The organism is Candidatus Methylopumilus turicensis, assembly GCF_000953015.1.
GTDB classification, from domain to species: Bacteria; Pseudomonadota; Gammaproteobacteria; order Burkholderiales; family Methylophilaceae; genus Methylopumilus_A; species Methylopumilus_A turicensis.
In genome coordinates this window covers 296,588-317,326 of the sequence record NZ_LN794158.1, presented here as the reverse complement: position 1 = coordinate 317,326, position 20,739 = coordinate 296,588, and the positions used below count along the sequence as shown (strand labels likewise).

The 20,739-nt window shown below is 42.8% G+C and carries 23 protein-coding genes and 1 tRNA gene; 14 read left to right on the top strand and 10 right to left on the bottom strand.

Going from position 1 to position 20,739, the window contains the following annotated elements:
* Positions 1-5: 5 nt before the first annotated feature.
* From BN1209_RS01775 to BN1209_RS01765, 3 genes are all read left to right on the top strand, one after another.
* On the top strand, positions 6-467 hold the full coding sequence (locus BN1209_RS01775) for an outer membrane lipoprotein (protein WP_045750684.1): 462 nt from the start codon (positions 6-8) through the stop codon (positions 465-467).
* A 128-nt stretch (positions 468-595) separates the two neighbouring features.
* Positions 596-1,378 carry a GNAT family N-acetyltransferase gene (locus BN1209_RS01770; RefSeq protein ID WP_045750683.1) on the top strand — a complete coding sequence of 261 codons (783 nt, stop codon included), beginning with the start codon at positions 596-598 and terminating at the stop codon, positions 1,376-1,378.
* A complete protein-coding gene (locus BN1209_RS01765) occupies positions 1,356-2,144 on the top strand; it encodes a lysophospholipid acyltransferase family protein (protein WP_045750682.1) in 789 nt (262 codons plus the stop codon). The genes BN1209_RS01770 and BN1209_RS01765 overlap by 23 nt, the downstream gene beginning before the upstream one ends.
* Here the strand turns inward: BN1209_RS01765 and BN1209_RS01760 are convergent.
* Together BN1209_RS01760 and BN1209_RS01755 are read right to left on the bottom strand one after the other, a co-directional pair.
* A complete protein-coding gene (locus tag BN1209_RS01760) occupies positions 2,141-2,977 on the bottom strand; it encodes a symmetrical bis(5'-nucleosyl)-tetraphosphatase (RefSeq protein ID WP_045750681.1) in 837 nt (278 codons plus the stop codon). The genes BN1209_RS01765 and BN1209_RS01760 overlap by 4 nt on opposite strands.
* A 59-nt stretch (positions 2,978-3,036) precedes the next feature.
* Complete coding sequence (locus BN1209_RS01755; RefSeq protein ID WP_045750680.1) at positions 3,037-3,528, bottom strand: c-type cytochrome; 492 nt, start codon at positions 3,526-3,528, stop codon at positions 3,037-3,039.
* Positions 3,529-3,674: 146 nt separating this feature from the next.
* Here BN1209_RS01755 and BN1209_RS01750 point away from each other — a divergent pair.
* Positions 3,675-3,751, top strand: a tRNA-Arg gene (locus BN1209_RS01750).
* 75 nt (positions 3,752-3,826) lie between these two features.
* Here the strand turns inward: BN1209_RS01750 and BN1209_RS01745 are convergent.
* The 7 genes from BN1209_RS01745 to BN1209_RS01720 all read right to left on the bottom strand — a co-directional run bounded on the left by BN1209_RS01745 (position 3,827) and on the right by BN1209_RS01720 (position 10,427).
* Entirely contained in the window at positions 3,827-4,120 is a 294-nt protein-coding gene (locus BN1209_RS01745; RefSeq protein ID WP_045750679.1) for a hypothetical protein, read from the bottom strand.
* 133 nt (positions 4,121-4,253) lie between these two features.
* Positions 4,254-4,844 (bottom strand): response regulator transcription factor, encoded by a 591-nt coding sequence (locus tag BN1209_RS01740; protein ID WP_045750678.1) that lies wholly within the window; start codon positions 4,842-4,844, stop codon positions 4,254-4,256.
* Positions 4,841-6,292 carry a sensor histidine kinase gene (locus tag BN1209_RS01735; protein WP_045750677.1) on the bottom strand — a complete coding sequence of 484 codons (1,452 nt, stop codon included), beginning with the start codon at positions 6,290-6,292 and terminating at the stop codon, positions 4,841-4,843. The genes BN1209_RS01740 and BN1209_RS01735 overlap by 4 nt, the downstream gene beginning before the upstream one ends.
* A gap of 30 nt (positions 6,293-6,322) precedes the next feature.
* On the bottom strand, positions 6,323-6,844 hold the full coding sequence (locus tag BN1209_RS01730) for a TIGR00645 family protein (protein WP_045750676.1): 522 nt from the start codon (positions 6,842-6,844) through the stop codon (positions 6,323-6,325).
* A gap of 184 nt (positions 6,845-7,028) precedes the next feature.
* Complete coding sequence (locus tag BN1209_RS09300) at positions 7,029-7,157, bottom strand: M23 family metallopeptidase (protein WP_082048445.1); 129 nt, start codon at positions 7,155-7,157, stop codon at positions 7,029-7,031.
* Between the two features lie 624 nt (positions 7,158-7,781).
* Entirely contained in the window at positions 7,782-9,272 is a 1,491-nt protein-coding gene (locus tag BN1209_RS01725; RefSeq protein WP_045750675.1) for a protein adenylyltransferase SelO, read from the bottom strand.
* Between the two features lie 144 nt (positions 9,273-9,416).
* Complete coding sequence (locus BN1209_RS01720; RefSeq protein WP_045750674.1) at positions 9,417-10,427, bottom strand: zinc-dependent alcohol dehydrogenase family protein; 1,011 nt, start codon at positions 10,425-10,427, stop codon at positions 9,417-9,419.
* Between the two features lie 314 nt (positions 10,428-10,741).
* Here BN1209_RS01720 and BN1209_RS01715 point away from each other — a divergent pair, with 314 nt between their 5' ends.
* A complete protein-coding gene (locus tag BN1209_RS01715; RefSeq protein ID WP_045750673.1) occupies positions 10,742-11,029 on the top strand; it encodes a hypothetical protein in 288 nt (95 codons plus the stop codon).
* A gap of 26 nt (positions 11,030-11,055) precedes the next feature.
* Positions 11,056-11,391, top strand: a complete 336-nt coding sequence (locus BN1209_RS01710) for a hypothetical protein (protein WP_144402527.1) — start codon at positions 11,056-11,058, stop codon at positions 11,389-11,391.
* 63 nt (positions 11,392-11,454) lie between these two features.
* Here the strand turns inward: BN1209_RS01710 and BN1209_RS01705 are convergent, their stop codons facing one another.
* A complete protein-coding gene (locus BN1209_RS01705; protein WP_045750671.1) occupies positions 11,455-12,369 on the bottom strand; it encodes a LysR family transcriptional regulator in 915 nt (304 codons plus the stop codon).
* Positions 12,370-12,463: 94 nt separating this feature from the next.
* On the opposite strand from BN1209_RS01705, the gene BN1209_RS01700 reads away from it, so the two are divergent.
* From BN1209_RS01700 to BN1209_RS01665, 8 genes are all read left to right on the top strand, one after another.
* On the top strand, positions 12,464-13,423 hold the full coding sequence (locus tag BN1209_RS01700; RefSeq protein WP_045750670.1) for a sodium-dependent bicarbonate transport family permease: 960 nt from the start codon (positions 12,464-12,466) through the stop codon (positions 13,421-13,423).
* 66 nt (positions 13,424-13,489) lie between these two features.
* Complete coding sequence (locus BN1209_RS01695; RefSeq protein WP_045750669.1) at positions 13,490-13,960, top strand: toxin-antitoxin system YwqK family antitoxin; 471 nt, start codon at positions 13,490-13,492, stop codon at positions 13,958-13,960.
* A gap of 343 nt (positions 13,961-14,303) precedes the next feature.
* Complete coding sequence (locus BN1209_RS01690) at positions 14,304-15,095, top strand: bacteriorhodopsin-like (RefSeq protein WP_045750668.1); 792 nt, start codon at positions 14,304-14,306, stop codon at positions 15,093-15,095.
* Positions 15,096-15,190: 95 nt separating this feature from the next.
* Positions 15,191-16,123: a polyprenyl synthetase family protein gene (locus tag BN1209_RS08850; RefSeq protein ID WP_052661070.1), complete on the top strand. Its 933-nt coding sequence runs from the start codon at positions 15,191-15,193 to the stop codon at positions 16,121-16,123.
* Positions 16,107-17,600, top strand: a complete 1,494-nt coding sequence (gene crtI / locus BN1209_RS01680; protein ID WP_045750667.1) for a phytoene desaturase family protein — start codon at positions 16,107-16,109, stop codon at positions 17,598-17,600. Before BN1209_RS08850 ends, crtI begins: the two co-directional genes overlap by 17 nt.
* Entirely contained in the window at positions 17,597-18,532 is a 936-nt protein-coding gene (locus BN1209_RS01675) for a phytoene/squalene synthase family protein (RefSeq protein WP_045750666.1), read from the top strand. Before crtI ends, BN1209_RS01675 begins: the two co-directional genes overlap by 4 nt.
* Positions 18,525-19,706, top strand: coding sequence for a lycopene cyclase family protein (locus tag BN1209_RS01670; RefSeq protein ID WP_045750665.1), 1,182 nt, complete (start codon positions 18,525-18,527; stop codon positions 19,704-19,706). Before BN1209_RS01675 ends, BN1209_RS01670 begins: the two co-directional genes overlap by 8 nt.
* Before the next feature lie 32 nt (positions 19,707-19,738).
* Positions 19,739-20,578 (top strand): Brp/Blh family beta-carotene 15,15'-dioxygenase, encoded by an 840-nt coding sequence (locus tag BN1209_RS01665; RefSeq protein ID WP_045750664.1) that lies wholly within the window; start codon positions 19,739-19,741, stop codon positions 20,576-20,578.
* Positions 20,579-20,739 lie beyond the last annotated feature (161 nt).

Below are 20,739 nucleotides of genomic sequence, written 5' to 3'. Positions count from 1 at the left end.
TAATCATGAAACATCATTATTTAATTAAAACCACTTTTATCTTAATCATTGCAGGCTTGCTCAATGCTTGTGCAAGTTCTAACTCCGGTGACGTTTACAGTCGTGATGAAGCACGCAAAGTGCAAACCATCCGCAAAGGCGTGGTTGAATCTGTTCGCACCGTCAAACTCGAAGGCACTAAAACGCCTGTCGGCACTGCCGCCGGCGCTGTTATTGGCGGAGTTGCAGGAAGCACAGTAGGCGATGGTAAAGGCTCAGCAATCGCTGCTGTGATTGGCGCCGTTGCTGGTGGCTTACTGGGCTCAGCAGCCGAGGAAGGGCTAACCAGAAAAGACGCGCTAGAGATTACTGTCAAACTTGATAATGGTAGCTTGGTTGCGATTGTGCAAGAAGCAACTGAAAAGTTCGCACCAGGCGATACAGTTCGCCTCATTGATAGCGGCGGCATCACACGCGTCAGTCATTAAGCCTCAATATTTCCATGAAGCTGCATTCATCGCACCTTCATGGAAACGTCAAATTTTAGTCACATTTCTGTCACAAAAAGTTCGTAAAGTTGCTCCTGTTAAAATCTATTGAATAGCAGGAGTTTGAGATGCTCGAACAACCAACTTCAGAACAACAAAGCGCGCAAAACCAAAGCACTCAAGAACAACAACAAGTTGTTGGGCACGAGTTGTACATCAGCTTTGCACGCAACCCAAGTGAAATCGCAGAAGCCCAGCGTTTACGTTATAAAGTATTCGCAGAAGAAATGGGTGCGAATATTCAAAGCGACGATGGCCTTGACCAGGACGGCTTTGATGCCTTTTGTGATCATCTTTTAATTCGTGAAAGTGTGAATCATCGGGTCGTTGGTACCTACCGTATTCTTAATCCAGCTATGGCTAATGAAGCTGGGGGTTATTACTCTGCTGGTGAGTTTGATATTAGCCGCTTGCAACATTTATTTCCACGCATGGTAGAAGTTGGTCGCGCTTGTGTTCATCGTGATTACCGTAATGGCGGCACTATCACAATGCTTTGGGCCGGCCTTGCAAAATATATGCAAATGAATGGTTATGAATATATGATTGGCTGCGCAAGTGTGCCCATGGCTGATGGTGGACATATGGCCGCGAGTCTTTATAATGGATTGCAGAAAAAATACCTGTGCCCACCAGAATACCGCGTATTTCCGCATTGCCCACTGCCAATGGAAGCTTTACAAAAAGACTTGGCAGTCGATTGTCCGCCACTCATTAAAGGCTATTTGCGTTTAGGTGCTTACATATGCGGTGAACCTGCTTGGGATCCTGACTTTAATAGTGCAGACATGCTAGTCATGCTGCCCCTTTCACGAATTAACAGGCGTTATGCTGCCCATTTTTTTAAGTAATCAACAACAATCCTCGCTTGTCATTCGCTTAATTCGAATTCTTCGGATTATCATTCATACTGTTTACGGTGGCTTCTTGGGCATAGTCATTATGCCTACAGCCACTGCAAGACAGCGCAATTGGATCGTTAGCCACTGGTCCAGATCCTTACTCAAGCTGTTGAATATCGAACTGACGAAACACGGTGAAATGCCAGACCATGATGCTGTTAACACCATGTTTGTTGGCAACCATATCTCTTGGATCGATATTCATGCGCTCAATAGCGTTCGCGCTGTTAGGTTCATTGCCAAATCCGACCTAAAAAGCTGGCCTATCTTTGGCTGGCTCGCCAAAAAATGTAACACCCTATTTATTGAACGCGAGCAAAAGAAAGACGCTGTTCGGATTATCGAGGAAGCAAGTGCGAGTCTAAAACGCGGCGATTGTTTATGCTATTTCCCGGAAGGCACGACCACGGATGGCTCAACGCTTTTGGCGTTCAAAGGCAGCCTGATGCAAGCCCCGATCAATGCGGGGGCAACTATTTGGCCTTTTGCAATTCATTACCCAAATACTGACGGAAGTGCAAATACTGAAATGGCATTTGCGGGAGAAACAACACTCGTGGAATCTATCTGGCGGATTGTTTCGTTAAGTAGTCCAAAAGCAGTCCTAACGTTTTTGCCCAAGATTCACCCACAGGGACATGAACGCAGAGGATTAACGATTGCAGCACGACATTCAATTGCTACCCAACTAGGCTTAGGTCATCACCTAGACTAATCCGCAAAATGGATGCTAATAGGAGCATCATCAGCATGACAAGGCACTTGAGTAACCGCCTTGTCCTCTAAGCGAAGGGCGGTTAACGCGCCCCCCCACAAGCATCCTGTATCTAATCCAAAAACATTATTTTGTGTATAGAGACCAAGCGCAGACCAATGCCCAAAAATAACAGGGATATCCGCACTCGCTCTTTTCGGCAGATCAAACCATGGTGCGTAGTTTTTTGGGCAATTCACAAGCTCGCCCTTAAACTTAAACTCCATCTCACCCTCCTGCGTGCAGACACGCAAACGAGTCATCGCGTTGGTAATCACACGCAATCTGTCCCAGCCAGTCAATGCATCATGCCATTGCGCTGGCTGATTGCCATACATGTGTTTAAGAAACTCACGGTAGTCGTCAGCGCTTAACGCTTGACTGACTTCCTTAGCCAACCCTTGTGCAATTTGACTTGTCCATTGCGGTAAAAGACCAGCATGTACCATCAAATAATCGTGTTCGACATGCAATAAAGGCTGGTGACGTAACCAGTTCAGCAATGAGTCAGCATCTGGGGCATCTAAGAGGGTTTGAATTGTATCGCTGCGGTGTGGGCTGACAAAGCCCTCAGCAACGACTAGGGCATGCAAATCATGATTACCGAGAACGGTCACGATTGAAGATTGATGATCAAACACCCAGCGCAAAACTTCTAATGAGCCCGAGCCGCGATTGATTAAATCCCCTACCAACCATAGCTTGTCTGAGGCGGGATTAAATTTAATTTTTTTCAGGAGCGCCTGAAAGGAATGGAAACAACCTTGAATGTCACCAATCGCGTAGGTAGCCATATTTTGTGTCAATGGTCATCATGAGCAATGCTCACAATGACCATTATTTGACCTGCAATTTACTTGCCAGCCTTAAAGCCAGCACCCGCTTGGTTCGCCATATAGGCAACCGCATTAGCGACTTCACCGTCTGTTAATTCAGCATTGCCACCACGCGCAGGCATGGAACGGATACCAGCAATCGCATGTTTCACTAATGTTTCATAGCCTTGTGCAATACGAGGCCCCCAAGCGGCTTTATCGCCAATCTTAGGTGATCCCAAAGCGCCTACAGCGTGACAAGCTGAACAAACACCCTTCACGACTTCCTCGCCACCTTTGTCGACATGGGGCCCGGTTTCGACAACGGCCACCGCAAGTTGCGCCACTGGCTTAATTCGCTCTTCAGCTTGTGTTGCAGCCACTTTAGCATCTTCAGGCGTATGACTAGCATCAACACCAAAGACTAATTTAGCAATCAAAAAAATGACCAAAGCTGGGGCAATAATGCCGCCAAGTACAGCCAAAACAACCTGCTTGACGGAAGTGGGGGGAAACTCGTGTTCGCTCATGACTATGTATTCCAATCCAAAAATTTGATCAACGGAAAAATTTATAACTGAATTATACTGATAAGGCAGGACGGATAAAAGGGCAATGTCTTGCAATCGGACAATCCAAGGCGCATTTGCTATAATCCTCAGGCTTTAAAGCATATGCGCCCGTAGCTCAGCTGGATAGAGTGTTGGTTTCCGAAGCCAAAGGTCGTGGGTTCGACTCCCGCCGGGCGCACCAGAAAATATCAAAAAAAAGCCGCGGTCAGAATGACTCACGGCAACAAACCCCATTACTTTTAAAATGTTCGAGTGACTAGTCTTGTCTTTTCTTCAAGAACTCGGGTAAATCTAAATTCGCTTCAATCGCTAAATTAGCGAGCTGATCTTGACCAACGATTGCTTTTTCACTGACTCTGCGACGAACACCAGTGATGATGTCTATCATCCAAACGCAATCTTCGCAAATCACCAATAAAGTATTTTGATGAATCTTTGCCTCCACCAAATCCGAGACAAAGATCGTCTTAGAAACAGTAGAGTCTAGTTTATTAACTTTAATCAACTGTCTTTTTGTGTCTACCAAATCAAGCACCCAAGTTGACTGCATGACATTACCTTCTAAGCAAATATTGAAGGCATTAAATCTGAAAAAAAATACGAGGAGTATCCCCAATTGGGGATGTTAACGAATAAAAATCAACAACAATTACATAGCGTTAGCGATTTAACAAATTTGAAAACTAATCAAGCAGCTCGGGCAAATTAGTCACCTGCAATTTTTCGTAAATATGCGCACGTCTTTTTTTAATAGTATCCGCTTTTAAATGCATCGCCTCTGCCACCGTTTTGTTGGGATGCCCCTTTAGAAACATCAACAGAATTTGGTGCTCGACAGGGGTTAATCGACTGAGTAATGCACTTTTATTGATCTCGTGCTTAATCGCACTGTCTCGCTGATACTTGCTCTTAAAAGTTCGCTGCAATGCTTCAAACAATAACTTGGGTGAGACTGGCTTAAGAAAAAACTCGTATGCGCCACCTTTTAGTGCATCAATAATCTGCTGAGACTTGCTTTCACCACTCAGAAAAAATATTGGCGAATCATTATCAATTTCAAGCAATTTACGCTGTATGTCCAATCCACCTAACAGGGGCATATGCATATCCAGGATAATCACAGATGGATGCGCCAATGGTAAAGCGCGTAAAAAATCTAATCCATTATTAAAAGTACGCACTTCAAAATGTTTATCACGCAGGTAAGTAGATATCCCAGCAAGAATTAACTCATCATCATCTACCAGATAAATTGTTTCTCGCCACACATTCATGATTGAGAAGTTTTTAATTTAATTTCAAATACCGCACCAGCCAGCCCATCGATATCTGGGTTTGCTGAGTATGCCCTAATTGCACCTTGCCAGCTCTCAACAAGCATTCTAGACAATGCCAGCCCAATTCCCATGCCGCCTGACTGTGTCTCTAGCCACTCAAAGACTTTAGTTTCGGCACCGTCAGGAATCCCCGGTCCAGAATCAATCATTTTGATCAGCACAAATTGCTTTTGCTGAATATGAGTGAGTTTAATCACAATGCGCTTAAGTCTTCCTGCATCGGAGCCGCTCCCGATCGCATCTAATGCATTGTTCATGAGATTAAAAAATACACGCTCTAGTTGATGCTGATCGGCTTGCACAAATAAATTGGATGCATTGGACTCGATCAAAATCTCGACATCTAACTCTTTTACTCTTGACTGCACTAGCGCAATCACGTCTTCTAAGGTGTGTTGAACGTCGACTTGCTTCAACATCACATTCCGTTCAACCATAAAATTACGTAAATTTTCAATGACATCAATTGCTTTTTCAGCTGGCTTTCTGACGGCAGCCAACCGCTCAGTTGCAATAGGATCTTGGTTGTTCTTTAAGAAATAAGACTCTAGATTCTCAAGGCCAAAACGCAATGCAGTCAAAGGCTGAAGCACCTCATGAACAACCGTCGCCCCATAGCTACCAACGGTAGAAAAAGCCTGCATTTTCATTAGGTCCTTAATTAGGGAATTACGTTTCTCGAGAAGATTGAACATCATTTCATTTTCCCTGACACTTAGTTGATACTCCTTCTCAACCTTAGATAAAACAATAGCAATATAGCCAATGTTAGAGTAGATCACTGTAAAGATACCCGTGAGCGTCATGACGGAGTTAATCAAAGAGCTTTTCAAAATATTGGCTTCATCATGCCCAGAAATCAGCAAAATAAATTTAATGAATACAGTGACGCCTAAGACAAAATACGCTAACCCAAGATAACTCAATCTTGTAATTGCAAAGTAGCGGACATACCTCTGCACTTCAAAAGACAGCGTAAATGTCAACACACCAACCACGACGAGACCCAACAAAACTCTCGTTTCCAACTCGTCTGAGAAGAGAACAATCAAATGATAAATAAATCCGTACAGCATCACGAAAGCAACAAGCATCGCCAAAGGAAGTGCTCGATTCATTTCTGAACGTAGCGATTTAATACGCGTTAAATACCCTGTAACAAGGAGAACATTAGCTAGCGTGAACGTAAAGAATTCAGAAAGATGCCCATGCAATAGCGGCCTGAGACTGATGATAATGAAGCCAATACCATTAAGAAGCCCACCAAGACACCACAACTTTACCGGTATCGTTCTATGACCGCGCAAATATAGATAGGCGGTAAGAGGCATCACGACATAAAAAAGCCCAAGTAAGAAATAAGCTGTTTTTATGTCAAGAAGCATAATTGATTGCCCTAAGGCTTACTTAGAAGATTAGTGTTTGGTAGATTCTGAAATCTTATCCATCACAGCAAATAACACGCCGGACAATATCAAGATAAAGTGAATACCGACCATCCATGCCATTTGCGTATTGCTTTGATGCTCAATACCCACCTGAGATTGATGCATAAATGCTTTCAATAAATCAATCGCAGAAATCGCCACGATAGAACCAATCAGCTTCAGTTTTAGCCCTGAGTAATCCACATGTCCCATCCAGCTGGGTCTATCTTCATGCGTGGCAACATCAATTTTAGAAACAAAGTTTTCGTAACCACTAAAAATCACCATGATGAGCAAATTGGCAACCAAGGTGATGTCCACCAAGCCCAAAATTGATAACACCACTTCCTTCTCGGGAGTATCTACAATATGCGTAAAAATATGTAAAAACTCTTGAACGAATTTAACCAACATGAGAACCAAGCCGCCCACTAGTCCAATATACATGGGGGCTAAAAGCCAACGGCTTCGAAACATAATGACTTCTAATACATGTTCAAAAAATCGCATGTTTTTTCCTTATTGAAAATCTTCGTGAATGCAGATCAGACAATCGCATTGGTCTATGTGAAGAATCAAACCACTCTAAATACTGTTGAGTGATAAGCTCTGTTTTTTGAAGATTATATCACCCGTTAAAACTCAAAGTAGTGTGAACTTGAGTAGCCATGAATCATTTCATTGAATCAAAAAATCAATGGGCGAGAAATGGTTGAATATTGATATATTCAGTAGGATCTTGCTTATTTCCATACTTGATAACTTCGTAATGAAGGTGCGGTCCAGTTGACCTACCTGAACTGCCGATTGCACCTAAAATCATCCCTTTTTCAACACGCGCACCTTGCTGCCAATCAGCTTCCGTCACTCGCCCGCTCGCAGTCGCAAAAAAAGCGTGCCATACAGAGGAACATCGATGGGTTTCGATTTAAGCCACTCGATAAAACGCCTAGTGTCGAAGACCCCGTGATCTAATTGCTAATTAAGCAATTAGATATCTTGATGGGTCTGTACAAAAAGAGCTAAAGGGCTCCCCGACCGAATCGGCTCGAGCAGCTCAACCCGACCACCTAAGCCTGATGAAATTGGCTTATCTTTTCGAATGACCGTCAGCATCGCGGAAATCGATAGCTGCTGATAGCGTCTTTATGCCTAAAAAAGTATCTATATTCCAACTTAGCTTTTTATTTTTTTAACATACCATAGTGATGAAAATAATGAATTAAGGTGTTAAAAAACTCAGGCAATGTGACAAAAATATGGACATATGCGCGCGTAAAATGAAGGGCTTCTAGAACAGCATCATTAGAAATTTACTTTTTTAAATGAGTGGAATCGCAATTAAATTAACTCAAAAAAATGGCACCTGAGGGTGCCGTGGTGAAAGTCAATTTCATCGCGTTTTACTTAACAACACTTAACGCTTGTTAGTTAGATTTCAATGCAACTACGTACCACAGAAGGTCTGGTAGGTTTCGTCAAAACCTGATCCTGCGCCTGATAAATATTTGTCATTCATAGGCAGGTTGTATGGATTTTGTAGCACTTCGAGAAAGTCATGAAATGGGGTCATATTGCCTTGGGCCGCAGATTCCAACACTTCTTCTACCAAATGATTTCTTGGAATCACCTGAGGGTTGTGTGCATTCATTAATTCAACAACCTCTGCCATCGTTTGTTTTTGCTTAGCCAGACGCTCTTTCCAACGCGTCTGCCAATGTTGAAAGCCGACATCGCTAACAAGGCCTTCATCCAATTGACCGGGGTTATTGAGCTGCCTAAAGGTATTCGTAAAATCCGCTTGGTGTTTGTACATCAACATCAACAAATCTTCCACCAGATTCAAGTCACTAGGCTCCGCGTTAATTGCTGCAGCATCAAAAATCCCGAGTTTATTTCGCATTGCATTTAGCCAACAATCTCTATATTGCGTCTGATATAAATTCAAGCGATCGGTTGCGATACGAATCGCCTCTTCACGATCTTTAGCCAACAAAGGTAAAAGGCTTTCAGCAAATCGGGTTAGATTCCATTCCCCCATCTTGGGCTGATTACCGAACGCGTAACGGCCATTTTGATCGATCGAACTAAATACGGTGTTGGGTGAATAAGCATTTACAAAAGCGCATGGGCCATAATCAATGGTTTCTCCAGCAATGCTCATATTATCTGTATTCATCACGCCATGAATAAAGCCTAGCCGCATCCAGTTGGTAATTAATGAGGCTTGCGCGTTGATCACCGCATCAAGCAAAGCCACATAAGGATTGGGATGATCTTTTATCGCTGGATAATGACGATTTATTGTATAGTCAGCTAAGGCTTTTAATACATCCACTTGATTGATGGCTGCCGCATACTGAAACGTGCCAACACGAATATGGCTAGCCGCTACCCGAGTGAGCACTGCGCCGCTTTGTGGCTGGGCTCTGTAAACGACCTCTCCGGTCAACATCACAGCAAGACTTCGTGTCGTTGGCACGCCCAAGGCATGCATGGCCTCGCTAATTAAATACTCACGCAACATGGGCCCTAAACCAGCCAGACCATCTCCAGAACGCGAATACGGTGTTTGGCCAGCACCTTTGAGCTGAATATCAACACGCGTGGCATCCGGCAAAATGTGCTCACCGAGCAATACGGCTCGTCCATCGCCCAAATTATTGAAGCCGCCAAATTGATGCCCTGCATAAGCTTGCGCAATAGGGTAAGCCATCACTGGAATTTCTAGACCTGAGAAACAGGCCCAATTGGAGGATTCAATCACGTTCGCATTCAAGCCAAGCGTTTTGGCTAGGGAGACATTAAAAATCACGAAGCTTGGATGGTTAAATCGCTTGGGATTTGCACGAGAAAATAAGACTTCAGGTAGTTTCGAGTAAGAGTGATCGAAACAAAAGCCATATTGATCTGGCGTAAGATTGGTTGGAGCGTTCATCAATGTATAGTCTTCTATTTATTTGGTTACCGTGAACCAACAAATCATACGATCAAAGCATACGGTTTAAGTCGGTATCAGAAAGACAAAGCCTCTAATCCAATGAGAAGCTTTGTTGACAGGTAAAGCGTGGTTAATGATCTATTACATTTCTAGGCAAATTTTACCAAAGTGCTGATTACTTTCTTGGTATTGAAATGCTTCTACTATATTTTCTAGCGGAAAGACTTTATCGACAATCGGCCGCATATGATTGGCGTCAATGGCCCTCACCATTTCCTGCTGTTGCGTGCGATTGCCAACAATTAGCCCCTGTAAACGCAGCTGTTTAATCAAGGCAGTCACAATAGACAGCTCACCACCAAGACCAGTCAATATTCCAATCACCGAAATGTGTGCACCAACGCGAGCCGCCATCATTGATTGGTCAAGCGTGGACGGCCCACCCACCTCAACAATATGATCAACGCCCCTTCCACCTGTTATTTCGCGTGCAACTTCACCCCAATTGGCTGTTTTACGATAATTAATCAGATGATCCGCACCAAGTGCCTTCAAACGTTCCAGCTTTTCATCACTAGAAGATGTGGCAATCACTTTGGCGCCAGCCATTTTTGCAAACTGCAGCGCAAAAATAGAAACCCCACCTGTGCCTTGAACTAAAACGGTATCGCCAGGTTTTAGCGCATCATCTGACATGAGGGCACGCCATGAGGTAAGCGCAGCAGTAGTCAGCGTAGATGCTTCAACGTGGCTCCAGCCTTTTGGGGCAAGTGTGAACGCTTGCGTGGATGCGGTGACAGTTTCTCGTGCATAACCATCAACCCCATCGCCCGGCGTGGTTGCAAATCCCTCAACAAGCGGCTCCCCAGCAAGCCAGGTCGGGAAAAATGTACTGACGACATGATCGCCGACCACAAAATCCGAAACACCATCTCCCACCGCAGTCACAACACCAGCGCCATCAGCCATTGGAATTCTGGCTTCAGAGGGGCCCCACATCCCGCTTACAACGGCAAAGTCATGATAATTCAGTGAGTTCGCATGCAAACGAACCGTTATCTCACCGGCTTTGGGCTCGTCTGCATCTCGAACGCCAACGGTGACCTTGTCATAACCTCCTCCTGTAAGCAGGATAATGGATTTATTTTGCATACAATTCCTTTTGAAAGTTAAATAGACAGAGTGATGAAATTGAAATGAATTTAATCATAAGACTTGCAACATCATCAAACAAATTCGCATTGATACCAATGCAATCAATTGAAAGATCCTCATCTAAGGCAACTCCTTTGCATTTGAAGCGTCATAGAATAATCTAGCCTGATTTAATACGCGCCAAACCAAGCATTGCCAGCAATTAAATTATCGTCGTACGTGACGTTAAGTTGCCTGTATCGAGTAAAATAAGCACTCAGGCAATTCCGTCCTGTAGTTCCCAATCACATTCACAACTTTCAGGATTTAGCATGCAAACCAAAATTAGCTCGGTGATCAATACTGTTTTATCAATCGCCGTCGTAGCACTAGCAATCAACGCCTATGAGACTAAACAGCAACTAGATAGTCTGCTGTTAGATTCATCGAGTGCGGTTGAGAAAATTGATGCCTCCATTACCACCATCAAATTGCATGAAGTCGAACAAGAAAAAAAAGAGGCTGCAACGTCAGCTTTGATTGCTGATCTCATTATCAAAACGCAAGAACAAGGTCAAAATATCGACGACCTCATTACAAAACTACCAAAGAAAAAATAAGTCGCTAAGGGAGTGGGTAAAAATTGATGAAGATACTTATATTGTTGTTAGGCACTTTTCTGGCTGCTGATGCACAGGCTGAAGCAGGGCTTCCTAGTTTTGATCAAGGCACGACATACGAGGAGGTCAAAAAGGGCTTAATCGCGCATCAATGGAAGCCCATTCCTAACCTCAAGATTTCAAACAGTAGTTTATATGCGCAAGAACTTTATGCGCAGGGAATGCTAGAAGTTGTTGATTGTGTCTCAATGGAGTTAGATGGCTGCTGGTTTTACTATGCTAAAAATAAGCAAAAATTAGAAGTTAGAACGATTACACGTCAGCTTCGCGTTGAGAAAATCAGACGTATCCAGAACCCTTGAATTCTTTGACTTGAACTCTTTGAAATGCGTTGAATTCAAGTATCAGTTTACTTTGCGAAGATGTTAGTAGATGTGTTCTAGACTCTCATTAATTTCGCTGACTTTTTCGAGCAAATGATCATGGAATATTTGGGCAATAGGACTCATCTTCTTGCCTTTCAAACTCACAATGTGCCATTGAGATTTAATTGGGAAATCACTCATATTTAATACGGACACTAAGACTTTCAAGTCGTGCTCAGTCAGTGAATGCATTGAAACAATCGAGAGTCCCAAGCCACTTCCAACAGCATGTTTAATGGCTTCATTACTGCCAAGCGTCAACCTCACATTGGGCGAAATTCTTTTATTTTTAAAGAATAAGTCACAAGACATCCTCGTGCCAGATCCGACTTCACGCATCACAAAAAACTCATGGGCAATATCGTTAAGACTTATTTTCTTACCTACTAAAGGGTGATTCTTTGCTGCGATACAAACCAAAGGATTGTCCAAAAACACCTCATCCTGAATCTCTAAATGCGCCGGCGGCTGAGTCATGATGGCCATGTCATCTAAATTGTTTTCTAATCTTGCAATCACTGCATCTCTGTTCAACACCTCCAAAGCAATATCCACCCCTGGATGATCTGCACAAAAATTTCCCACTAATTTTGGAATGAAATATTTTGCAGTACTCACCACAGAAATTTTGAGCGTACCTCTCTCCAATCCCTTAATTGATGAAATAGTTTGATCAAAGGCTTCCCACTCTTGAGCAATAGATTGCGCCGTGACCGCCAATTTTTTTCCGGCTTCTGTTAAGTAAACTTTTTTTCCAACGAATTCAAACAATGGAAGACCAACCGCATTGCTTAGGTCTTTAAGTTGCATTGACGCAGTCGGCTGAGTCACATGCATTAACTTAGCAGCCGCTGTCACACTGCCTGTCTCTGCAAATGCTTTAAAAAGTCTAAGTTGTCTAAAACTAATGTTCATAGATTTTTATCTATAGCTTTATTAATAATTATTGATTTTACTCTATTTTAATTCTTACTTAAAATTCAGCCATTAAAATCACCAAGAAAAAATAATGCATAACTTTTTAGATCCAGCCATCCTCTTTTTTATCTTTGGCGTGAGCGCTGGCTTATTAAAATCAAACTTAGAAATTCCTCAGCCAGTCACAAGATTTTTATCTTTGTATTTATTAATGGCACTGGGATTGAAGGGCGGATTTGCGCTTCATCAATCAGGCATTACTGCAGAAATCACATTAGTACTGGGGAGTGCGATCTTACTGGCCGTGTTAGTGCCGCTGCTTGCCTACGCTTTACTTAGCCACCACCTAAATAAATTAGATGCAGCCGCGATTGCTGCGACTTACGGATCCATCAGTGCGGTTACTTTTATCACTGCCACTCAAACGCTTGATCTGGCTGACATTCAATATGGAGGCTACATGGCTGCAGCCATGGCGTTAATGGAATCACCCGCGATTATTTTAGCCATCATTCTTGCCAATAAAGCCAGGTCATCGACTTCTGCTGACCGTCATCAAGGAAAAGGCCTTTCAAAAATATTACATGAATCATTTACCGATGGCGGTCAAATTTTGTTACTTGGATCGATGTTAGTTGGCTACTTAAGCGGCGACGCAGGCCATACAGTCATGGCTCCATTTTCAATTGATTTATTCAAAGGCATGCTTTCTTTCTTTTTATTGGATATGGGCCTACAAGCCGCAAAAAGTTTCGGTTATTTAAAGAACACACCAAAGCTCACTTTGGTTTATGGCCTCGTGGCACCTTTTGTCCATGCCTCAATCGCACTCATCATCTCCAAGCTATTGGGGTTTGGTTTGGGTGAGACGATCTTGCTCATGGTACTTGCAGCGAGCGCTTCTTATATTGCAGTACCTGCGGTACTGAAGCATGCGCTTCCCGAGGTTAAGCCAGCACTTTATATGGGGATGTCGCTAGGCATTACCTTTCCCCTGAATATCTTGATCGGCATCCCTGTTTATACTTATCTAGCTAAGACCTTTTTATAGTTAAAAAACTTGGAACAAATATCTGAATAGGCTATCTTAAAAACTGACTTATTAAAGAACTTAGCCATGAAAACACTCAGCCACTATGTAATAACCTTAGCAATGACCTTATTTTTTGTTTTATCTATTAGCACCAGTTTCGCACAAACGATTTTTGATAAAAATTTTACTGGCGTTCAGAAAGAGCATTACGCGGATGGCAAACCAAAATATGAAGTGAATGTCATCAAAGGTAAAAAGCAAGGTCTCGAAACCTTTTGGTATGCGAGTGGCGGTCTTTATATTCAAACGAATTATCTCGATGACAAAGAAGATGGCGTTTGGAAGCAATGGTACGAAAATGGTCAAATCAAATTAGAAGCCAACTACAAAGCGGGCCTTGAACATGGCACTTTTACGCTGTGGTACGAAAATGGCCAGAAGCGCGTTCAAAGCACACTCGTTAATGGCAAAAAAGAAGGCGAAGAAACGGCTTGGAATAAAGATGGCAGCCTTAAGTACAAAAGCACTTACATTGACGGCAAAGAAGTAAAGTAACACCGATCACTCAACAGAAATAAGTCTGATTTAAACGCCTAAACACTTTAATTGTGATCGAATTCTATCGCTGTTTCCGTCACTTTTATTTGAGAATTTGCTGAGTTTTCACTCTTAGCAACAGCCTCCCAAACAGCAACACTCTGATTGTCATCCGTCACTTAAATGCCCCCAATGAGGCCCAGCATGGCTTCCATCGACGTTTTTGAATGTCCGAAATAGACGCTATATACCCATAAAAAATTTAAGGTTGTTAATACTAAATTTTAGGCATATTGTATCAATGCTGTAAAAAAGTGTTAAAAGTTGTATCTACACTAAAATTATCCTTTAGGAGAATTAAATGATTAAAGATTTAAAAATTTCTAGTAAGCGTATGTGGTTGGGCGTAGTCGCGTTGCTTGGTTTTTCAGCACCAGCTTTTGCTGAACATAGCTCTGTACTTCAATCTAGTGACTTCGTTGGTATTTCATTTTGGTTAATCTCAATGGCATTAATTGCTTCAACAGCGTTCTTCTTTCTTGAGCGCGACCGTGTTGCAGGTAAATGGAAAACTTCATTAACTGTTTCTGGCCTTGTAACGCTTGTTGCAGCTGTTCACTACTTCTACATGCGTGATGTATGGGTGGCAACAGGTTCAACACCAACTGTTTATCGCTATATCGATTGGCTCATTACAGTGCCATTGCTCATGATTGAGTTCTACTTAATTCTTGCTGCAATTGCAAAAGTGCCAGTTGGCGTATTCTGGCGCCTAATGATTGGTACTTTAGTCATGTTGGTTGGTGGCTATGCAGGTGAAGCTGGTTACCTTTCTGTTATGCCAGCATTCATTATTGGTATGGTGGGTTGGTTCTACATTCTTTGGGAAATTTTCGCTGGCGAAGCAAGCAAGATCAATGCTGGCCAAGCACCAAAAAATGTTCAATCTGCATTTAGTTTAATGCGTTGGATTGTGACAATTGGTTGGGCAATTTACCCAATTGGTTACTACTTCGGCTACCTAACAGGTTCAGATCCTGCTGATAGCATGAAAGCACTAAACATTGTTTATAACCTTGCTGACGTTCTAAACAAAATTGCTTTCGGTGTGATCATCTGGTCTGTTGCAGTATCAGAAAGCGAAAAGAAGTAATCATTAGTTAATTAAATATTAACCAAGCGGACACATTTTTATTCAAAGTAAAAGCAGTCCTTTAAAAATGTGTCCGTATTTATTGAGGTTAAAAGATGTCAGCTCAAGCATTAGTTAACTTACCAAACGAATTACAGTCGTCTCAAATATCGCTTGATATGCTTTTGTCTGAATTAGACGACTTCACTAGTAAACATCTATCATCCGCCTCAGATTCAAATCAACGTCATGTTAATGCTGCTGAATATGCGGCGAAATATCATCTGGCCACCCCAGGACACAAAGTAAGAGCGAGACTTTGCCTAGCGGCCTGCCTCGATCTCAACATCCAATATAATGACATGCTGATTATTTCAGCAGTCTCAGAATTACTGCACAATGCATCACTTATTCATGACGACATTCAAGACATGGATGAAACCCGCCGCGGCGTAGAAACCGTATGGAAAAAATTCGGGGTCAGTGTTGCTATTTGTGCTGGCGACTTACTGCTATCAAGCGCTTATGGCGTTTTAGCTGGCATCAGTGACGTAAAAAAATTACAGCAATTAATCTCACTGATCGCCAAGCGTACCACCTCTGTCATTAAAGGGCAGTGTGACGATATTGAGTACAAAAACAAACCAATCAACTCAATCGAAACCTACAAAAATATCGCCCAAGCAAAGTCTGGCGCATTGCTTGGACTTCCCATTGAGCTGGCATTGACGCTATCAGGCCAGACGGAATATTTACGTTTAGCGCAACAAGCAACCAGCGCATTTGCGGTGGGTTATCAAGTAGTGGATGACCTAGACGACATCACAAAAGATGCGCCGCAAAATGGACGCTCAAAATCATTAAATATTGTGTTTGTATTAGCAGATGCGCATTCAAGCGATCCAGTTGCAGATGCAACGCGTCTTGCAGAACAATCTTTGTCCGAAGCAGTCAGATTAGCAGAACAGCTCCCTCACTCTCTCGGGACTTTGCTCATCTCACTGGCACAACAGCTTCAAGGACAAATAAAACATGACATTGGAAGTTAAACAAGCCATCGTTATTGGATCTGGCTTTGGTGGAATCGCTTCAGCATTAAGACTCAGAGCCAAAGGCTATGCCGTCAAAATCATTGATCGCGCCCCAATGCTTGGTGGTAGGGCGCAAGTATTCACCAGAAACGGGTTCAAACATGATGCGGGTCCAACCGTTATTACAGCCCCCTTTTTATTCGAAGAGCTTTTTGACCTTTTCCAAGAAAAACTTGAAGATCATATTAAGCTCGTTCCACTGACCCCTTGGTATCGATTTTATTTTTCGGATAAAACCACGTTTGATTACGGCGGGACACTCGAGCAAACGCTATCAGAAATTGAAAAGATTGAGCCAAAAGATAAAGCCGGCTATTTAAAACTACTCAATCATTCAAAAAATATTTTTGACGTTGCTTTTACGCAGCTTTCAGCCATCCCTTTTCATCGATTTTTTTTAATGCTTTCGTTAATCCCAAAGCTCATTATCTTGAGAAGTTACGAGACGGTATGGGGAACGGTGTCACGACACCTCATTAGCCCAAAACTACGCCAAGCCTTTTCTATCCAGCCATTGCTGGTTGGCGGCAACCCTTTCTCGACAACCAGTATTTATGGCCTGATCCACTACCTTGAGCGTGCGTATGGTGTATTTTTTGCAATGGGAGGCACGGGGGCAATTGTAAATGCTCTAAAAAGCCTCATGGAAAGACATGGTATTGAGATTTGTCTGAACACGACCGTGAAAAACATCGTCATTGATAATGGAAAAGCAACAGGGCTCTTGCTAGAAGACGGAACAACACTTAGTGCAGACATTATTGTGTCAAATGCAGATGCTGCTTACCTTTATCAGAAGATGATTAAGCCAAGCCAGGTCGCTTTATCTTCAAAACTCAAAATAAAAGCAGCGCACTACTCCATGGGTTTGTTTGTGATTTATTTTGGCACCACAAAACAATATCCAGAGGTCGTTCACCATACCATTTGGTTAGGAAAAACCTACAAAACGCTCCTCTCAAACATTTTCGATAAAAAAATATTATCGGAAGATTTCTCACTTTACATCCATCGACCCACAGCAACGGATGAGAGCTTTGCGCCAACTGGGTGCGATAGCTTTTATGTACTGTGTCCCGTGCCTAATTTAAAAGCCGACATTGATTGGTCTATTGAAGGCGAAATCTTAAAAAATAAAATCATCGAGGCCCTGGATCAAACCATCCTGCCCGACTTGAAAAAGCATATCACTGATGACTTTTTCATGACGCCTAGCGATTTCAAAACAGACTATCTAAGCATGCATGGTGCAGGCTTTTCTATTGCGCCTTTATTCAGGCAGTCGGCTTGGTTTAGATTTCATAATAAAGCCGAAGGCATTAAAAATTTATACATTACCGGCGCTGGCACCCATCCAGGCGCAGGATTGCCCGGCGTTCTATGTTCGGCAAAAGTGATTGATCAGCTGATCCCCGCCGCCGCTGATTTTAAATGAGTCAAGCTAAGCGTAATCAAGCAGAATATATTAAAGAGTCAAATGTGGTGTTGGCTCAAAAAGGCAAAACCTTTTTTTGGGCTAAGTTTTTACTTAACCAAAAACATGCCACGCAAGCGGTCAGGTTATATCGATTTTGCCGGCATGTTGATGATGTTGCTGATGACACCGAAGATCAATCTGTCGCTCGTCAAATGCTGTTACAGATGATTGAGGAATTAACCGCGGGTCGATCAGCCCATCCCATTATCAGCGATGCAATTGCCCTCTTTCATGAAGCTCAGATCAACATACATATTCCTATTTCGTTGATCGAAGGCGTGATTTCTGACTTGGCTCTGGTGAGATTTAAAGATGAAACCGCACTGATGGTTTACTGCTACCAAGTCGCGGGAACGGTAGGATTGATGATGAGCAAAATTCTAGACATCAAAGATAAACGTGCTTTCGCGCATGCGATTGATTTGGGCATGGCGATGCAATTAACCAACATCTGTCGAGATGTTGCTGAAGATGCCTTAATGAATAGAAGATACCTGCCTGCATCGCTCATTGGGGATGTTGAGCCGGCTGCGCTCATTACGCCTGATGGACAAACACAAGATAAAATAAGAAGCACATTAATTAAAATGCTAAATGATGCTGATGCCTATTACCAAAGCGGGCATGATGGGTTATGTTTTTTGCCGATACGAGCGCGTTTAGGGATTGTGATTGCGTCAGGTTTATATCGTCATATTGGGACGCAACTTGCCAATAAAAATTACGCATGTTGGGCATTTAGATCGGTGGTGAGCAAACCGTTAAAAGTTTGGCTAACCCTCAAAATATTAACGCAAAGCTTAATGAATAAATCATTTTATGTTCACGCTAAGGTCCATCAACAGCGCTTGCATCATGCCATTCAGGAAATGGCTCATCTAAATGGCTGAGCTTCCGCATTACGATTTAGTGATCATAGGTGGTGGCTGTGCTGGCTTTAGTCTTGCAAGTAAGCTATCTGAGTATGGCGAAAAAGCGCCTAAGGTACTGATCCTCGAACAACGAAAAAACTACACCAATGATCGGACCTGGTGTTTTTGGGATATCGATCATCCGGCATATCAATCCCTCGCTAGCCATGCATGGTCCACATTTGAAGTGGCGAATCGAGAACGCGTTCATCATTTTGATTGCAACCAACATCCATATCTCATGTTGGAAAGTCAGCACTTTTACGAGGCGGCAATCAAACAAATTAGCAATCATCCGAAAATACAATTGATGCTTGGCCAAGAAGTGCTATCAGCTCCGATCAACACAGATCAAGGCTGGCATATCAGCACTGCGCATACAGTATTCACAGCAAGACAAGTCATCGACACTCGGCCACCAAAGAAAATTAACCCTCAGGACTCTGTGCTCTGGCAGTGCTTTGTGGGCTATGAGATTCAAACGCAATCAGATTGTTTTTCACCCGAAAAAATGGTGTTAATGGACTTTGACCATACGTTTGAACATGGCCTAGCATTTATTTATATTTTGCCCACATCCGAGAAAAAGGCATTAATCGAGTACACCGTTTTTTCTGAAAACATTATTCCCAAGCAGCAATTAATTACACGTCTAAAAAAATCTATTACTCAAAAGATTGATCGCCAGCCATACGAACTTTTAAGGGTTGAACACGGCACGCTTCCCATGGGTTATACATTAACCCAACAATACAAAGCCTCCACTTACCTGTATGCAGGATTGTTTGCGGGGGCGGCGAGGCCCAGTTCTGGCTATGCCTTTCAACGCATACAGTCCTGGGCAAACAAATGTGCGCAATCAATTGTGAGCGAGCAAAAGCTTTACGCATCGCCAAAAGAACAGTGGGTACAGTCTTCCATGGATGGGCTTTTCCTAAACGTGATTAAAAATAACCCAACGCGGGCGGCCTCACTTTTTGAGGATTTATTTAATCGATGTGAGTTGAATACGGTTGTGAAATTCATGTCAGACCAAGCAACACTTGGCGATTACTTTAGGATCATCAAATCACTGCCACCTGGACCCTTCATAAAAGCGCTCCCAGGCTTTGTGATTCAAAAGATTTTTCATCGTCTAGGATGGGCGAAATGAACAAACCCATGATATTTCAGAGCAATCTATTCATGTTAATTAGTAGTCTCGCTTTGGTCTTGGGATTCGCATTTGACCTTAATGCTAATCCCTATGGATTACTGATGACCTTGGTCTTTGTCGTTTTGCTGGGCGTCCCTCACGGCTCACTCGATGTATTATTTGCCAGCCAAACTTACGACCTCAGACACATCAAGCATTGGCTGAAATTTATCGCTTATTACATGGCAGCGGCGTTGGCAGTGATTTTAGTGTGGTGGCTCGTGCCGAATGCGTTCTTTATTGTATTCTTAATATTGTCAGCCCTGCACTTTTCGGATGATCTCAACTTATCCGGCTTTACATTGCTAAAATGGAGTGATGGCGCTGCTATTATTAGCCTCCCTAGCGTATTCTTTGGGCATGAATTAATTGATTTATATGCAATGATCATTCACATCGACATCGCCACCAGCATCGTCAAAACCTCTCAATTGATCAGCATCCCTGCTGGCTTGGTCATTGCTTTTTATCTTGTGACAAAAAAAATAGACCTGCGAACAAAATTAGAATTATTTTGCACTTGCGCTCTATTTTTACTACTTAATCCCATCTTGGCATTTGGGATTTATTTCTGTGGCATGCATAGCGCAAGGCACCTCATCAGAAGCCGCTATTTTTTGCGTCAATTTACGCGACAGGCATTTCTAAATGCATTAATCTTACCAACGATTGCAGTGATTTTGATGGGCCTCGTGATTTGGTGGCTAGGCCCAAAAAAACCGCTAGAAATTGACTTAATCCGGATTGTTTTTGTTGGCCTCGCCGCACTCACTGTTCCTCACGCTTGGGTCCTAAAACAATCAAAGTTTCAAGCACACCGCACGCGTTAATAAAATCTAATAAGGAGTTTGTATGAGTAAAATACAAACCATTAGAGACATTCCTGCTGCAGTGCTTGATGTGGAAGCCTCGGCAGCCTAAGGAGATCTTTCTGAGGCGATAAGTAGGTTTGCACGCCAACGTCGCTTTTAAAGTCAGGCCGCCCAAGTGC

Bases quoted from the DNA above. Each gene is read 5' to 3' on its own strand.
- BN1209_RS01675 (WP_045750666.1), top strand. From the start codon at position 17,597: ATGAGTCAAGCTAAGCGTAATCAAGCAGAATATATTAAAGAGTCAAAT.
- BN1209_RS09300 (WP_082048445.1), bottom strand. From the start codon at position 7,157: ATGATTTTAGGTGCAATCGGCAGTTCAGGTAGGTCAACTGGACCGCAC.
- BN1209_RS01665 (WP_045750664.1), top strand. From the start codon at position 19,739: ATGTTAATTAGTAGTCTCGCTTTGGTCTTGGGATTCGCATTTGACCTT.
- BN1209_RS01740 (WP_045750678.1), bottom strand. From the start codon at position 4,844: ATGAATGTGTGGCGAGAAACAATTTATCTGGTAGATGATGATGAGTTA.
- crtI (WP_045750667.1), top strand. From the start codon at position 16,107: ATGACATTGGAAGTTAAACAAGCCATCGTTATTGGATCTGGCTTTGGT.
- BN1209_RS01760 (WP_045750681.1), bottom strand. From the start codon at position 2,977: ATGGCTACCTACGCGATTGGTGACATTCAAGGTTGTTTCCATTCCTTT.
- BN1209_RS01725 (WP_045750675.1), bottom strand. From the start codon at position 9,272: ATGAACGCTCCAACCAATCTTACGCCAGATCAATATGGCTTTTGTTTC.
- BN1209_RS01745 (WP_045750679.1), bottom strand. From the start codon at position 4,120: ATGCAGTCAACTTGGGTGCTTGATTTGGTAGACACAAAAAGACAGTTG.
- BN1209_RS01670 (WP_045750665.1), top strand. From the start codon at position 18,525: ATGGCTGAGCTTCCGCATTACGATTTAGTGATCATAGGTGGTGGCTGT.
- BN1209_RS01770 (WP_045750683.1), top strand. From the start codon at position 596: ATGCTCGAACAACCAACTTCAGAACAACAAAGCGCGCAAAACCAAAGC.
- BN1209_RS01695 (WP_045750669.1), top strand. From the start codon at position 13,490: ATGAAAACACTCAGCCACTATGTAATAACCTTAGCAATGACCTTATTT.
- BN1209_RS01765 (WP_045750682.1), top strand. From the start codon at position 1,356: ATGCTGCCCATTTTTTTAAGTAATCAACAACAATCCTCGCTTGTCATT.
- BN1209_RS01720 (WP_045750674.1), bottom strand. From the start codon at position 10,427: ATGCAAAATAAATCCATTATCCTGCTTACAGGAGGAGGTTATGACAAG.
- BN1209_RS01755 (WP_045750680.1), bottom strand. From the start codon at position 3,528: ATGAGCGAACACGAGTTTCCCCCCACTTCCGTCAAGCAGGTTGTTTTG.
- BN1209_RS01775 (WP_045750684.1), top strand. From the start codon at position 6: ATGAAACATCATTATTTAATTAAAACCACTTTTATCTTAATCATTGCA.
- BN1209_RS08850 (WP_052661070.1), top strand. From the start codon at position 15,191: ATGTCAGCTCAAGCATTAGTTAACTTACCAAACGAATTACAGTCGTCT.
- BN1209_RS01735 (WP_045750677.1), bottom strand. From the start codon at position 6,292: ATGCTTCTTGACATAAAAACAGCTTATTTCTTACTTGGGCTTTTTTAT.
- BN1209_RS01700 (WP_045750670.1), top strand. From the start codon at position 12,464: ATGCATAACTTTTTAGATCCAGCCATCCTCTTTTTTATCTTTGGCGTG.
- BN1209_RS01705 (WP_045750671.1), bottom strand. From the start codon at position 12,369: ATGAACATTAGTTTTAGACAACTTAGACTTTTTAAAGCATTTGCAGAG.
- BN1209_RS01690 (WP_045750668.1), top strand. From the start codon at position 14,304: ATGATTAAAGATTTAAAAATTTCTAGTAAGCGTATGTGGTTGGGCGTA.
- BN1209_RS01730 (WP_045750676.1), bottom strand. From the start codon at position 6,844: ATGCGATTTTTTGAACATGTATTAGAAGTCATTATGTTTCGAAGCCGT.
- BN1209_RS01710 (WP_144402527.1), top strand. From the start codon at position 11,056: ATGAAGATACTTATATTGTTGTTAGGCACTTTTCTGGCTGCTGATGCA.
- BN1209_RS01715 (WP_045750673.1), top strand. From the start codon at position 10,742: ATGCAAACCAAAATTAGCTCGGTGATCAATACTGTTTTATCAATCGCC.